Genomic DNA, 16605 nt, shown 5'->3' on the forward strand with positions numbered 1-16605 from the left:
TGAATATAGAGAAATATAATTAATAATATTTCCATAAAGACTATATATAATACTTAGCCCCAACTATTATTTGACATCATACCACGTCATACCCATATTTACATCGACTTCTAATTTAACACTTATATCTACTGCGTTTTCCATTTCTTCTACTAGATATTTTTTCACTAAGTCAACTTCATCTCTATGTGCTTCTATCAATAATTCATCATGTATCTGCAGAATCAGTCTTGAACGTAAGTTTTCGGATTTTAGTCTTTTACTAATATTGATCATAGCTATTTTTATTACATCAGCCGCACTACCTTGGATTGGAGTATTCATGGCAATTCTTTCACCAAAAGATCTCTGCATAAAATTGCTTGACATAAGTTCAGGTATTGGTCTTCGTCTATTGAGCATCGTTAAAGAATATCCTCTGTTTTTGGCATATCTGATACAATTATCAAGATATATCTTTACACTTGGATACTTTCTAAAATAATTATCAATATATTCTTGTGCTTCTTTTCTTGAGATATGAAGATCTTGTCCTAAACTAAAAGCTCCTATTCCATATACGATTCCAAAATTAACTGCTTTTGCATTGCTTCTCTGTAAACTAGTTACTTCTTCAAAAGGTATATGAAATACCTGAGAAGCTGTAAGTCTATGAATATCCTGATGATCATTATAAGCTTCAATCAATGTCTCATCTTCTGCTAAATGAGCTAATAAACGCAATTCTATTTGTGAATAATCAGCATCTATGAAAACATAATCTTCTTCTGGAACAAATACTTTTCTTATTTCTCTTCCTATTTCCATTTTAATTGGTATATTTTGCAGATTAGGTTCAATAGAACTGATTCTACCAGTTGAAGTAATAGTCTGTTTAAAAGTAGAATGGATTCTTGAATCTTCTTTACCGATATAATCAAATAAACCATCTGCATAAGTTGATTTTAATTTTGTAAGTTGTCTATATTCACTTATTTTATTTATTATAGGATGTTCTCCCTTTAATTTATCAAGGACTTCTGCCGCAGTAGAATAACCTGTTTTAGTTTTTTTGATTACAGGTAATTCCAATTTTTCAAATAAAATGATACCAAGTTGTTTTGGAGATTTAATATTGAATGTTTCTCCAGCTAGTTCATAAATCTCACTTTCTAAGAGATCAATTATCTTACCCAATTTTTCAGCATATTCATTTAGTAATACACTATCTACTTTTATCCCATACAATTCCATGTCATACAAAACGTATATCAATGGCATTTCTATTTCATAAAATAATTTATGCATATCTAATTCATTAATTTTATTATCAATGATGTCATAACTATAGAATATTATTGCTGACAGCATTGAACAATGGTTAATCAATTCTTCTTCACTAAGATTTAGATAAGAAATTTTGTTTCTACCTTTTCCTAATAATTCTTCTTCAGACTTCATAATTATATCTAGATATTCTCTTGCTATATCATCTATATCGTAAGTATCTTTTGTTGGATTAATGGTATATGCTCCTACAAAAGTATCGAATAACACATTTTCACATTTAATATTGTATTTTGCAAGTATGTGCAAGTCTCTCTTTAGTCCATGCGTAACCTTAACTATGTCTTTATTTTCAAATATATTTTTAAGTTGTTCAAAAACATACGTGCTTTCTAATTCATTAAAACATTTTATGAAATAAGCATTTTCTTTATCATAAGCAACACTAACACCAATAATCTTATCATTATCAGTTACAATGTAGTATGCTAATAATTTGTTCCCTAATATATTAGATATCAATTTTTTCAATTCATCTTTAGTATCTATAGAATTGTAATTTACAGGCAATATACTCTTCTCATCATCTCCTATAGATGAATCAAATTTTTCTAGAAGGCGTTTGAATTCTAGATTTTTAAATAATTTATATGTCTCTTCATTAAATATATCGTCAATAACCATATTATCTTTTTCAAAATCTATATTACAGTCTACACAAATAGTAGCCAGTTCTTTACTTAGAACAGCCAAATCATAGTTTTCTTTAAGGTTTTTGGAAGCTCTAGGAGGTTTTAATTCGTCAACATTCTCATAGGCCTCTTCTATAGAATGATATTTTGATATTATCTTGATTGCTGTTTTTTCACCTATACCTGGTACTCCAGGAATATTATCTGATGCATCACCCATAAGTCCTTTTAAATCAATAAATTCTGTAGGAGTAACACTGTATAAGTCAATTACATCTTTTTCAAAATAATTCTCCACAGTGGTTGTACCTTTTTTAGTCTTAGGTATACTAATCTTTACCCTATCCGTTGCTAATTGCAATAAGTCCCTATCACCGGATAAAACTGTTGTATCTAGTCCAGATTCTTGGGCTTTGTGAGCTAATGTACCAAGAATGTCATCAGCTTCATAACCTTCCATTTCATAGATATTGATATTCATAGCTTTTAAGACTTCTTTTATCACAGGCATCTGCATCCTAAGTTCATCAGGCATTCCTTTTCTATTACCCTTATATTCTTTATATTTATCATGTCGGAAAGTAGGTGCTTTCAAATCAAAAGCAACACCTAAATGAGTTGCATTTTCATCTTTTATAACTTTTAATAGTATATTTATAAAACCTAGAACCGCATTAGTATACATACCTTCTGAATTAGATAATAAAGGTAATCCATAATAAGCTCTATTCATAATACTATTTCCATCAACTAATAGTACTTTTTCATTACTCATATTTTATTCATCCTTATTTATTATTTACTCAACTTTTCCACTTCAATAATTCTATTCTAGCAAGCTAATTAAAAGGCTTTGCAGAATAAAAATAGAGTTCTGCATTAAATTCAAGGTGGAAAAGTTGGGTTATTTAATTTTATATATTTTTTTATAATACTATAAATTATTATAACAAATCAATACTTAATAAACAATGAATATGAACAAAAAAGCAAAGAATAATCATTCTTTGCCCTTTTGATCTATCTATCTATTTAATTTATTCTTTATATTTTTTATAATTAATAACGGTAAAAATAATACAATAATTAATGAAATCACTATGATACTACTTACATACCAATTAACCCCTGTTTTCTTGTTTGATTCATTTTGATTATTACCATAATCATCAGATTTACTATTATTCGCATTTTCGGCATTGGATATTTCATCAACGGTATCATTATTTGATTCATCCTTGTCTGTTTTAACAATTTTTGTTTCTCCATTTTTTTCTTTTCCATCCATAGATAATATTTGTTGATTTTCAGCTTTAATATTATCCTCATTATTCTCATTAAATTCAATATTGACAGATTCACTATTTTCATTGCTAGGCTCAATACTTCTCGGTACTGTTTTTGTAGTTTGAGGTAATTCTTTATTTCCTTTTATACTCTGATTTTGTTCTCTTTCATTAACATCGGTATCATTATCTGTGGAAACTGATTTATCAGTTACTGAAAATGTTTTTGGATTGTCTTTAACATTTTCTAGAGGTTTTTTATCATTTTCAGTACTTTCTTCAACTACAGATTGTTTATCAAAATGTAATCCATCACTGGTATACATATCAGTATTATTCATCCTAATCAACCCAAAAATAACAACTACTACAAATGCTGCTGCAACTGCTGTATAATACTTTTTGAATTTGTTAAGCTTAGTTATTTTGTTTTCAATCTTCTTTTTAGCTGCATTTGTGTTATCTATTTTAACCATTAGATTTTTATGGAAATCTTTTGGCAATTCTTTATCTTCATTTAAATCGTTAACATCATTGATGATATTCTGCATAAAATCAAGTTCTTCTTTACATTTATTACAACTTGCAATATGCTCTTCAAACGCTTTTTTTTCTTTCGTAGATAATTGTTCATCAATATATAACGATATTATATCTAATACTTTATCACAATTCATTTTAATGCCCTCCTTTCACTTAATTAGACGTAGAAATTAATATTTTGTTCCTGAGTTTCTTTAATTATTTTCTTTAATGATGCTCTAGCCCTAGATATACGTGATTTTACTGTTCCTATGGAAATATCTAGTATATCTGCGATATCATCATAAGAATACCCCTTTATATCTCTTAGTATTATGATCATTTTGTGTTCCTCTTTTAATTCGTCTATGGATTCCCTTATAAACCTAACATTTTCATTTTTAATTGCTTTTTCTTCAGGTGTTAAACTTTTATCAACAAATTGTTTATGTACTGTACCATCTTGTTGTTCCATAGTTTCATCCATAGATTCAACCTGATAATTTTTTTTCTTTTTCCTATATTCGTCTATACAAGTATTAACTGTTATTCTGTGTATCCAAGTTGAGAAAGAAGATTTGAAGTTAAATTTATCTAGAGATTTATATACTTTTATGAAAACTTCTTGAGACATATCATTAGCATCATGTTCATTCCCAAACATTTGATAAGCAATATTGTATACTCTCTTTTCATAATTCATTACTAATTTTTCAAATGCATCTTTGTTTCCTTTTTTTGCTTTTTTTATAATGGTCTTTTCAATATCTTGTGCCATCTTTAGATTTTACCTCCTCTCATAAAAACCCTTAACCTCATCATATTTTCTAATTTATATATTGGTACCGTTATCTATTCATATTACAGATCACTAAATTATCGTACTACCCATATTGTAACAAAAATCATAGATATGTAAAGATATTTTTCAACACAGTTTATATTAACAGAATTTTTAAACTTGAAATTTTTTCTAAAAAGTTATTGATTTTTCTTTTGGGATGTGTTAATATTTATGAGCGTCAGATGAACAAGCGGATGTGGCGGAACCGGCAGACGCAGTAGACTCAAAATCTACCGGTGGTGACATCGTAAGGGTTCGAGTCCCTTCATCCGCATTTAAAGGTTAAGACACAGTTAGATACTGGGTTTTAACCTTTTTTTCATTATCTAATAAATATTATACTTTATCTATTAAAAATGAATTGACAATAATAATATTACTCACTACTGAATAAAAAAAATTATAAATACAATGATTTATAACAAAAGTTGTATATTGGTTACTTAATCGTTATAATTAATAAATAAATAAGCTTCTATTCAACTTATTCAATGATTATGCAACTAGTAGTTGCGGATATTTCAAGTCTATTTGCTAGAATGCAACCTAAGATAATGCTATACTATGAGCATAAAAAAGGAGGTATTTCAAATGACTTTTTACTATTGTTTGTTACATTATATTTTATAGTATTGGTTATAGGAATAATTATAATGATTTTTAGAAAACATAATTTATCATAGCATTATTTATCATAGTAAGGAGATTTTCTATGAAGCCAATTATTAAAAAATTAATTATATGTATAGTAATAATTTTATTCATCATCAGTCCTTTTTTTCAATTTGTGAAAAGCATATGTGTAATGAAAATATATAGTTATATATGTGAAAAAGATAGTTTCACAAAAAATATTGATATAGATATTAACATGCCTGGAGGACTATCTACAAATGAAAAAGATTGGTATCCATTTGTTATGACATTCAATGACGACAAAGGTTTTTCTGATTTTATTGATAGGGATATGAATTTCACTGTATTATACAATTTCGGGGCATTTGAATATCTTAATGGTGCTTCATCAATATATAATCCTAATTCGGATTATTATGGCGCATTCTATGGTTCTTATTTTGTAAAAGAACTGGAAAATACAAATCATAAATTCGGATTTAATGATAATGGTGAAATCGATATTGAAGAAGCGATATTGCCAGGAACATTTGATATCAATGAACTTGTTTTGGCAGGATTTGGATTATATGACCCTGTGGAGGATTATAAAATAGATAGTGTCAAACAAATAAATGAGTTTATTAATTATAAAGATTGGGTATTAATTGATGCTACAGTAACTACTCACGGACATAATCATAAGTATAAAAAGAATTACCAAGCGTATATTCAATATGGTAAACCACCTGCTAAATATAATGAGGAACAAGACTTTCCTGTAACAAAATTCAAAAGTAGGATTTATGTAAAATATTTTGATGAAAAGAAATGTACGGTCTTTCTTTACGTTATAGCTCCTGACATTGATACAATAAATGACTGCGATACCAACTTTCTAAGAAAAAGTGAGCTAAATATTAATTAACTCAATTATTTTCCCTTTAATTTAAATATATTACATCCAAATAATAGAAATAGATATGTTCTTGTTAAAACCACTAGAAACATATCTATTATTAATTCTATCTACTAATTCCCATGTTATTTTTATATTATTCATACTACAGCAATTTAAAACAAAACTATAAGTTTTAATATTGCAACATAAGCGAATTGAAAGTTAAGATGTTTTGTTATATAATGAATATATAATGTTTGCAAAAAAATACTAAATAATCTAATGTATTAATAAACTATAGTATGTCCAAAAATTTAAAATAAATCAAGGAGGTATTAGTTTTATGTTTAAGCATTCTTCTAAGTTCTCAAAACTTCTTTGGACACTAGTTTTAACACTTCTATTGACATCATATTTTATTCCAAATCAAACATTAACACATTTATCAGCAAATGCTGCAACTACACAATACGACTGGAACAACATCATACCTGCAAAAACACCTTCTCCAACTAATGATAATGGCAAACTTGTTTTGTTCGACACTTCACACGGTGGTACATCCGGAAATGCTGATTGGGTTATTGACGGGGCTTTTTCTAGCTTTGCCGATGCATTAGTTAACGAGGGATATACTGTAAGAGAATATCGAGGTATTGATAAAAACAATGACGGATGTATCAGATATTACGACGATAGACAATCTGGTAATGTTGCTCTAAATGAATGTGTTATCACTTATAATGCAATTAGTAATGCAGATGTTTTTGTAATGGCTGAATCAAATAGACCACTTATGATATCTGAATATGATGCTTTAGAACAATTCGTAGATTCAGGAAAAGGTATATACTTTATTTCAGATCATTATAATGCAGATAGGAACCTTAACACATGGGATTCAACAGAAGTATATAATGGATATAATAGATCCACTGATCAAACTTACAACATGAGTACAGAATATGGAGATATGAGAAACCCTGGATTAGCTAATGCAGGTTGGCTATCTGAAACATTCGGCTTAAGATTTAGATTTAATGCTATAAATTGTTTAGATGGCGTCTCTTCTATTAAAACTCCAACATATTCGGAAGGTATTACACAAGGTGTAGATCCAATACTTATGGCAGCTGGATCCACTTTATCAATAGTTGATGGAACCAAAGCAAAAGGGCTTGTATATTTTTCATCTATCGATAACCCTACTCCATGGTCTCATGCAGCAGATACAGGTCTATACTATGGTGGTGAAGATGAAGGAGCTTATGTAGCTATTTCAAAACCAAGTTTAGGAAAAGCAGCTTTTATTGGAGATTCTTCACCAATCGAAGATTCTACACCAAAATATTTTAGAGAAGATACTGGATCAACAAAATCCACATGGCCTGGTTGGAATGATACTGGACATGCTGCGACACTTAGCATAAATATTGTGAATTGGCTTGCGACTCAAGAAAATTATATAGGATTTGATGGAGTCAATCATTCTGCTGGTATTCCAACTCCTAATCCAATGTCGACCATAGAAACAGCAGAACAACAATCTGAACCTTGGACTAACCCATCTGGTGGATATGATCCATGGAATACTGACTCATTTGCTGATGGTTCTTTTGGTGCACCTTATCCTTCATCAGGTGGCTCCAGTGATTCTGCTTCATTTGCTTTATATCCAACATATGTATATGAAAACGAACCTTTTGCCATATCAATAACAGGTGATGCTACTAATCCACTATTCGGTGCTTATCTTGATGGTGGTAGTCAGCAAGGCCAGCTTTATATAAATGGTTCTTGGACTTCTTCTGGATATAATGCTGTACCTGTTCCTTTGCCAACAGCAGTTACTGCCAGAATAGTTTCAGTAGCTAATCCTCCAGTTAAGATTAGAATAAAGGTTGATGGTGCCAATAAAGATACTAAAACTGTTACAGCCCTATCAACTGGTTATGGATACTTACAAGGTAATATTTCAGGTAATATTGGGGAGATAGTAGTTGCATCTAAAGATGGAGTTATTTTGGGAACTGCACAAATAGACTCTTCTAATCAAGTAACTATAGCAGTTAAAGAAGATACAGGCATAACATTATCACTATATGGTACTGATGGAATATTAAAAAACGATTATACTGGTACATATGATGTAGTTAATGGTCAAACAACACCAATTATAGATAGTCCACAACCGTCAGCTTTATCTGTAGCAGAAGCTCTTAATGAACCTAATGGTATGGAAGTTACACTTACAGGTTATATAGTTTCTGACCTCAATGGTATATATGCTGTTAAAGTTGCTGATACCAATGACTCTCAAGCCGAAACTATTGCTGTCAAGCTAGAATCCAATATGAGAAACGAATTCAGTCCACTTAATAATCCCGATGCTCTAGGTCGTAAAATTCTAGTTACTGGTACTCGCAATGATTATATGTTACTTCCTGGATTAAAAAATGTTACCTCTATAGAGTTTGCTGATTCTGGCGGTGATGAAAATACCTTAACTGTTGCAGAAGCTCTTAATGAATCTAATGGTACAGAGGTTACTCTTACGGGATATATAGTTTCTGACCTTAATGGTATATATGCTGTTAAAGTTGCGGATACTAATGACTCTCAAGCCGAAACTATTGCTGTCAAGCTAGAATCCAATATGAGAGATGAATTCAGTCCACTTAATAATCCCGATGCTCTAGGTCGTAAAGTTTTAGTTACTGGTACTCGTAATGATTATATGTTACTTCCTGGACTAAAAAATGTTACCTCTATAGAATTTGTTGATTCCGGCGGTGATGAAAATACCTTAACTGTTGCAGAAGCACTTAATGAATCTAATGGTACAGAAGTTACTCTAACAGGATATATAGTTTCTGACCTTAACAGTATATATGCTATAAAAGTTGCAGATACCAATGATTCTGGGGCTCAAACTATAGCTGTTAAATTAGAATCAAGTATGAGAGATGAATTTAGTCCACTCAATAATCCTAATGCACTTGGGGAAAAAATACTAGTAACTGGTACTCGTAATGATTATATGTTACTACCAGGACTTAGAAATGTCTCTTCAATTCAATTTGTTAATTGAATATATACTATTCTATATAAAAGATACAATAGATAATTAATTTATTCAGTTAGTGATAATCAACAATATAATATAAAATTCTTAAACCTAATATAAGTGAACTACCTATTTATTAAAAACTTCGGTAGTTCACTTATATAGTTTGGTTCTTTATTATTTATAATAATGATTTTAAATAATTTCTCCCTCTAAATACCTCTCGACAATACTATTACTACTAGCATTATATAAAAATCTCTGCAATTTCTCTATAGGTTTCAGATAATTAACAAGAGGATCGGGATCTCTAATAACTAAAGCATCAAAAAAATTATCCTTTTCAAAACTACCGACTTTACCAAAGAAACTACCATTTACATTTGTAGCTAAATAAAATGCTTCTGATAAACTTAACACACGTTCTTCATTTCTAAATACATGCCTTAACTTAGAATATTGAACAGCACTTGTTATGGTACTTGGCATACTCATTTTATGTCCAGCACCAATATCTGAACCTAATCCGACTTTAATTCCTTTATCTAAATAATTTGTAACCGGCATAATACCACTAGTTAAATTACCATTAGAATCAGGACAATGGACAAGATATACATTGTCATTATTACTTGCCATAGCAACTTCTTCATCAGAAAGATATATAGAATGAGCTAAAAGTGTTTTTTGATTACCATATAAATTGTATTTTTTATAAACGTCAGAATAATTTTTACTGTCTGGGAAGAGAGATTTCACCCACTCTACTTCTTTTTTATTTTCTGCCAAATGTGTTTGAACTGGAAGCTCTTGTTTCATAGACAGTTTTCCTAATTTTGCTAGTAATTCACTAGTACAACATGGTGCAAATCTAGGAGTGATAATAGGTTTTATTAAATCTTCTGTAAAATAATCAATAAAACTTTTTGTTTCTTCATAAGAACATTCAGCAGACTGTAAAAGATCATTAGGTGCATTCTGATTCATATTTACTTTTCCAACATAGGCAGAAAGCTTTTTCTTTTTCAGTTCATCCAATAATATCTTATTACTTTCATTGTGTATAGTTGCAAAAATGCAAGAACGTAGTGTACCTTCATTATATAAATTATCTACAAATGTTGGATATATCTTTTTTGCATAATCAACATCTGAAAATAATGATTCATTTCTATAAGTATATTGTTGCAACCATTCTATTAATTCAAGGTCAAGTCCTATACCCATCTGTAGATATTGAGGTGCATGAATGTGTAAGTCAATAAATGATGGTATTATTATAGCATTATGACCATAATCTATTATTGATATGTCTTTATATATATCAGGAAGTTCTTTAAAAATACCAACGACCTTTTTATTATCAATGACTATATAACTATTTTCATGTACTTCAAAAGTATCTTTTACCTTAGTATAGATGATATGACCCTTTAAAGCTTTAATATTAGTCATATCACACCTCCTATATTCGCATTATTAAGTTATAGTAATAATTATAATACTAAATTTTCCTTATACTAAACATTATAATTATAAATATTATTATTGCAACCCACTTAAATATTTTTTTAGTTGATTAATATCTGGATTACATATTATCGGAGCTTCCACTGCTGCTAAAGCATTTTTTACATCTTTTAATCCATTACCAGTTACAATAATAGAAACACTTTCATCATTAGAAATAACATTTTCATTAAGTGCTTTTATTAAACCAGCTAGACCTGCTACACCTGCTGGTTCACCAAATATTCCTTCTGTAGACCCCAGTAACTTCATAGCTTCTAATATAGCAGTATCTGAGATAGTTATCCAAGAACCTCCTGATTTACTAACAGCGTTCATAGCTTTGACAGGATTCCTAGGTACTCCTACAGATATACTGTCAGCTATTGTATTTTCTTTAGCAGGTCGTAAAGGTTCATTTTCCTTGTAAGATGTATAGAAAGGACAGCAGCCTTCTGCTTGGACACCTAGTATTCGGGGAATTCTTTCAATCAATCCAATTTGAAATAAATCATAAAAACCTTTATAAACCCCTCCGATTGTACAGCCATCACCTACAGATACAACTACCCAATCAGGAACATGCCATCTTAGTTGCTCTGCTATTTCCATAGCTACAGTTTTTTTACCCTCTACAAGATGAGGATTTATAGCTGCATTACGATTATACCAACCCCAATGGTCAATAGCTTTTTTGGATAATTCAAAAGTTTCTTTATAGTCTCCTTTCACGGATATAACTTTCGCTCCATATATTAATAGTTGGGCTAATTTCCCTTGAGGTGCTCTTTCTGGAACAAAAATAACGGTTGAAATTCCAAGTCTAGCAGCATTTCCCGCTAAAGAAGAAGCAGCATTTCCAGTAGAACTACATGCTATAGTTTTTTTTTCTTCTTCTTTTGCTTTAATAACTGCAACAGCCGAAGCTCTATCCTTTAACGATGCAGTTGGATTCAGACCCTCATCTTTAATATATAATTCTTTCAGACCTATCTTATCAGCTAATGATTTCGATTTATATAGTGGAGTCCATCCAACTCTTAGTGTTTCATCCAAATATTCGTCTTCAACAGATATTATATCTTTATATCTCCACATTGAATAATTTCTGTTATTATCAAAATATGATTGTGATAAAATATTCTTTAATCCATCATAATCATATTCCACATCCAAAATGCCCTTTTCACCACATTCTGGACATGTATATAATTTTTCATTTTTACTATATTCTCTACCACATAACGTACATCTATAATTCTTAACAAACTTCATAAATGATATCACCTCAATATCAAATTTCAACAAATGATTCTCAGTTGAAATTATTAATTATATACTCTATTCTTCAATATCTACGAAAGAAAATTTATCTACATCAAATAAACCACAATCAGTCAATTTTAATTCCGGTATAACAGGAAGAGCTAAAAAGGCTAAAGTCAAAAAAGGATCTATTGATGGGTTTACTCCTTTTGTAATAGCTATCTTATTCATTTCTTTAATCCTGTCGCCAACTTCTTTAATGGAAGAATTAGTCATGAGTCCTCCAACTTCTAATGGTAAAGTTTTTAGTACTTTGCCTTCTGCACAAATAGTAATTCCACCTTTTACCCGTTTTAGCTCTTTGACAGCAACCTTCATATCATTATCATTGTCACCGATTGATATAATATTATGAGAATCATGAGCTATTGTAAGGGCAACTGCTCCGCCTTTCAAACCATAGCCTTCTACTAGTCCAAGCCCCACATTTCCAGTTCCTTTATGTCTTTCTATAACTGCTAATTTCAGAATATCGAGCTTACTATTATACTTGAAACAATCATTCTCCACATCTACTTTTCTTGTAACATTCTTAGTTATAATATTATGTTCTATCAATTGGATAACTTTAACTATTGAAGATTTCAATGGCATTTCCAATGATATTTTATCTATAGCATCTATTTTAACTGTATCCAATACTCTAGGGTCACTACAAATTTCAATATCAAACAATGGTTTGTCATTCTTTGCTACTAACTTACCTTTTTTGTATACTTCATTTATTGCTATATCTTTAAGTTCATGGCTTAATATCAAAATATCGGCATCATATCCAGGCGCTATAGCTCCCTTACCTTTTAGTCCATAACACTCTGCAGTGTTAATAGTTGCCATCTGAATTGCAGTAACTGGATTAATTCCTTTTTTAATAGCTAATTTCACATTATAATTAATATGACCTTCGTTTTCTATATCATAAGCTTGCTTATCATCAGTACAGAAAAGAATTCTGCGACTATTCTGAGGAGTAACACCTCTAATTAATTCTTCTAAATTTCTAGTTGCTGAACCTTCTCTAATATGCACATACATGCCTTTAGAAACTTTTTCTTCTAGTTCTTCTACCTTAGTACATTCATGATCCGTCATTACACCAGCTGTTACATAAGCATTCAACCTTTTTCCGAGAACATTTGGTGCATGACCATCTATGATTCTATTTCTCATAAGTTCTAATTTATCATAGACATATTTATTTCCAGATATTACATCTGGATAATTCATAACTTCTCCTAATCCTAAAATATTTTTCTTGTCTTTCATAAGACCTAAATCTTCAGCTAATAAAACTGCTCCAGAATTCTCGAAGTTGGTTGATGGAACACATGATGGTAGCATAACCAGTACATCAAGTGGTAATTTTTCACTTGCTTTCAGCATATAATCTATTCCGTCAAGTCCGCAAACATTAGCTATTTCATGAGGATCTTCAATAACAGTTGTAGTTCCTTTTGCCACAACTAGTTGAGCGAACCCAGGTGGTGTTAACAAAGATGATTCGATGTGCACATGTCCATCTATGAATCCAGGGCAGACATATCTTCCATCTACATCAATTTCTTTAATTCCTTCATATTCGCCAACACCTACAATAACACCCTGCTCTATTGCAATATCTGCTCTTTCTATATTACAATTAAAAACGTTCACTATATTACAATCCTTAAGAACTAATTCTGCCTTTTTATCTCCCCTTGCTACTTTAACTTTATTAACTTTTGACATGATTTCCTCCTTGATGATATTATAAAACAGCTTTTATGAATAATTTTTATGTCATAGATCTAGTGATATATTGACCATGACCACGCATGAATTTATTATTTTTAATAATGAATTTACCTCTACTTATAGTTGATTCAATTCTGCCATTAATTTTTTTACCCTCATAAACATTATAATTACATGCAGAGTGATCATCACCTATTGTATATTCAGCCAAAGGATTATAAATAACTATATCAGCATCTGAACCTTCTGATAAAACACCTTTTTTAGGGTATAATCCATGAATCTTAGCTGGATTAATAGTCATTTTATCAATTACGCTATCTTTAAAAATACTATACATTATGTTAAAAGAATGTTCTATAGAACCAATACCCATAGGTATTTCAATTAATGTCGATTTATTTTTTTCTTCTTTCATGAATGGACAATTATCTGTACCAATTGTATTTATATAAGCAAAGTTCTCTCTTAATAATTCTAATTCTCTTTTACTTCTAAGCGGTGGAGCCATAGTATAGAGATAATCGTCTTCCTTATGGTATTCCTCAGAAGTAAGATTAAAATAATGTGGACAGCTTTCAATCAAGAAATCTCTATTAAGTATATCCTTATGATTTTCTAATAGAGCCTTTAATGTATTTCCACTACTTAAGTGGACCATATATAACCGGCCATCATATTCTTTTGTATATCTTGCTAATTTTAATGCTTCTTTTAATTCAGCATCAGAACTTCTGCTAATAGGTAAATCAGCTACTTTATTATTTTCATCAAGATCAATCATATCATCATTTTCAATATGTGCTAATACCAATATATCATTTTCTTTAGTCATTCTTAATAATTCAATTATTTCATTATCATAAGTCCTTCTATCTGATTCCGAATAAGTTGTAAACAATTTGACAGTCGGCAAATGTAATCTTTTCATTTCATCAACTATACTTTTAATTTGATTAACTGGATTACTGATGGTTACATGAAAAGAATAGTCTATAACACTCTTTTCAGCCAACGCTTTCCTTTTATTAAAAGATGCTTCTAATTCATCAGCATTATTTATGGGATCAAGGAAATCAATAAAAGTAGTTATTCCTCCATAAGCTGCACTAACAGAACCAGTATAGAAATCATCACATGATGTATAATTACCTACATTCAACTCAAAATGTACATGAGGGTCAATGAATCCAGGAAATACTTTCTTGTTATCTGCTCTGTAACTCTCTTTACAATCTAATATATCACCAGTAATTTTCTCGATTTTTCCATCTGTTATATATAGATTTTCATTGATATATTGTCCATCAATATATAATTGACCGCCTATTATTCCTAAATCATACATAGCATTACCTTCTTTATTAAGCTTTCCTAACTTTCTCATTGAATTCTTCTATTAAAATATCTAATTTATCTACTTGACTAGTTATATTAGTCCAATATGCATCATTGTACCATTGTTCCAATATCTCATCATATGTTTTGCCTTGTTGTTCTATCCAAGTATAATATTTAAGATTATGAACTGTTCTTCTGTCTCTATAATTAAGTTCTTTAAAGTAATCAGTATCAATACCTTTAAAATATCTCTCCATTACACCATAAGCATCATAAGAAGTAAATTTTCCTCTTTCTTCATTAAGTTCAATCAATCTGCTCTTATACATGTCAATGGAATCAGTTAAAACAGTAACTAATACATCTTCTTCGGTTAACTCGAAGTACTTAGCAAATTTAATAGCAGATATAATATTAGCAGCACCCGATATTCCAACTAGATCCAACTGATTAATAATTTCATCGCTTACTCCATTTTCTTTTAAGACTTTATGTCCTTCTGGTTCATTAAGCATTCTAATCCAATTCATTGGGGCTTCGTCATCTATAGCAATGATTGCATCAGTATTTTTAACATTATGTATCCATGGTACATGCTTATCTCCTATTCCTTCTATCCTGTGTTCACCATAACCATTACTATAAATTGTTGGGCATTGTAAAGCTTCACTAGCTGCTATTTTCATTGTTGGATATTTCTTTTTAAGGTAATCTCCAGCAGCGATAGTTCCGCCAGAACCAGTAGCACTTATGTATCCTGCGAATCTACTATTTTTATCCATTTCAACTTCAAGTATTTCTTCTATTGCTTTACCTGTTACTTCATGATGCCATAGATAATTGCCGAATTCATCAAATTGATTGAAAATCATTAGATCTTCACCTGAATTCCTGAGTTCCCAACATTTGTCAAAAATTTCTTTCACATTACTTTCACTACCAGGTGTTGCGATAGTATCACCTGCAACATTTTTTAACCATTCAAATCTTTCGTTACTCATACCTTCTGGCAATATTGCTATAGATTCACAAGCAAGTAAAGCTGAATCATAAGCTCCACCCCTACAGTAATTACCAGTAGAAGGCCAAACAGCTTTTTGCTTAGTTGGATCAAATTGTCCAGTTACCAGTCTAGGTACAAGGCAACCAAAAGCTGCTCCTACTTTATGAGAACCTGTTGGAAACCATTTTCCACATAAAGCTATTATTTTAGCTTTTACACCAGTTATTTCTGTAGGAAGAACCATATAATTGACATCTTTAAATAAACCACCCATATCCTTTGTTTCATTGTGCCAACCTATTCTATAAAGATTCAACGGATTAAGGTCCCATAGACCAACATTTTGTAATTTATCTTTTATATCATCAGGTATTAAAGTTGGATCTTTCAATTGTGCTAAGGTAGGTATGATTATACCTCTGTCTTTGGCTCTTTTAACCACATTTTCTAATCTTTTTTCATTAACAGTTAGATCAATTACTTTATATTTACTTTCCAT

At 30.3% G+C, this 16605-nt stretch carries 10 protein-coding genes and 1 tRNA gene; 3 read left to right on the forward strand and 8 right to left on the reverse strand.

Annotated elements, in window-relative coordinates:
• Nucleotides 1-66: 66 nt before the first annotated feature.
• The 3 genes from polA to QMG30_RS12540 all read right to left on the reverse strand — a co-directional run bounded on the left by polA (nt 67) and on the right by QMG30_RS12540 (nt 4544).
• Complete coding sequence (gene polA, locus QMG30_RS12530) at nt 67-2733, reverse strand: DNA polymerase I (RefSeq protein WP_281815850.1); 2667 nt, start codon at nt 2731-2733, stop codon at nt 67-69.
• 249 nt (nt 2734-2982) lie between these two features.
• The gene (locus QMG30_RS12535; RefSeq protein WP_281815852.1) at nt 2983-3921 is read right to left on the reverse strand and encodes an anti-sigma factor family protein; all 939 of its coding nucleotides are present in this window, start codon (nt 3919-3921) and stop codon (nt 2983-2985) included.
• 23 nt (nt 3922-3944) lie between these two features.
• Nucleotides 3945-4544, reverse strand: a complete 600-nt coding sequence (locus QMG30_RS12540) for an RNA polymerase sigma factor (RefSeq protein WP_281815853.1) — start codon at nt 4542-4544, stop codon at nt 3945-3947.
• A 256-nt stretch (nt 4545-4800) separates the two neighbouring features.
• Here QMG30_RS12540 and QMG30_RS12545 point away from each other — a divergent pair.
• From QMG30_RS12545 to QMG30_RS12555, 3 genes are all read left to right on the forward strand, one after another.
• Nucleotides 4801-4884 (forward strand) — tRNA-Leu (locus QMG30_RS12545).
• Nucleotides 4885-5322: 438 nt separating this feature from the next.
• Entirely contained in the window at nt 5323-6153 is an 831-nt protein-coding gene (locus tag QMG30_RS12550; RefSeq protein WP_281815854.1) for a hypothetical protein, read from the forward strand.
• 316 nt (nt 6154-6469) lie between these two features.
• Entirely contained in the window at nt 6470-9217 is a 2748-nt protein-coding gene (locus QMG30_RS12555; RefSeq protein ID WP_281815856.1) for a DUF6359 domain-containing protein, read from the forward strand.
• A gap of 171 nt (nt 9218-9388) precedes the next feature.
• On the opposite strand, the gene QMG30_RS12560 is transcribed toward QMG30_RS12555, so the two are convergent.
• From QMG30_RS12560 to QMG30_RS12580, 5 genes are all read right to left on the reverse strand, one after another.
• Nucleotides 9389-10648: an amidohydrolase family protein gene (locus QMG30_RS12560; RefSeq protein WP_281815859.1), complete on the reverse strand. Its 1260-nt coding sequence runs from the start codon at nt 10646-10648 to the stop codon at nt 9389-9391.
• A gap of 90 nt (nt 10649-10738) precedes the next feature.
• On the reverse strand, nt 10739-11977 hold the full coding sequence (gene thrC / locus QMG30_RS12565) for a threonine synthase (RefSeq protein ID WP_281815861.1): 1239 nt from the start codon (nt 11975-11977) through the stop codon (nt 10739-10741).
• 66 nt (nt 11978-12043) lie between these two features.
• Nucleotides 12044-13756 (reverse strand): adenine deaminase, encoded by a 1713-nt coding sequence (gene ade / locus QMG30_RS12570; RefSeq protein WP_281815863.1) that lies wholly within the window; start codon nt 13754-13756, stop codon nt 12044-12046.
• 46 nt (nt 13757-13802) lie between these two features.
• Nucleotides 13803-15149, reverse strand: a complete 1347-nt coding sequence (locus tag QMG30_RS12575; RefSeq protein WP_281815865.1) for a dihydroorotase — start codon at nt 15147-15149, stop codon at nt 13803-13805.
• Nucleotides 15127-16605 (reverse strand): pyridoxal-phosphate dependent enzyme, encoded by a 1479-nt coding sequence (locus QMG30_RS12580; protein ID WP_281815867.1) that lies wholly within the window; start codon nt 16603-16605, stop codon nt 15127-15129. Before QMG30_RS12580 ends, QMG30_RS12575 begins: the two co-directional genes overlap by 23 nt.

It is taken from the genome of Vallitalea longa (genome assembly GCF_027923465.1).
GTDB classification, from domain to species: Bacteria; Bacillota; Clostridia; order Lachnospirales; family Vallitaleaceae; genus Vallitalea; species Vallitalea longa.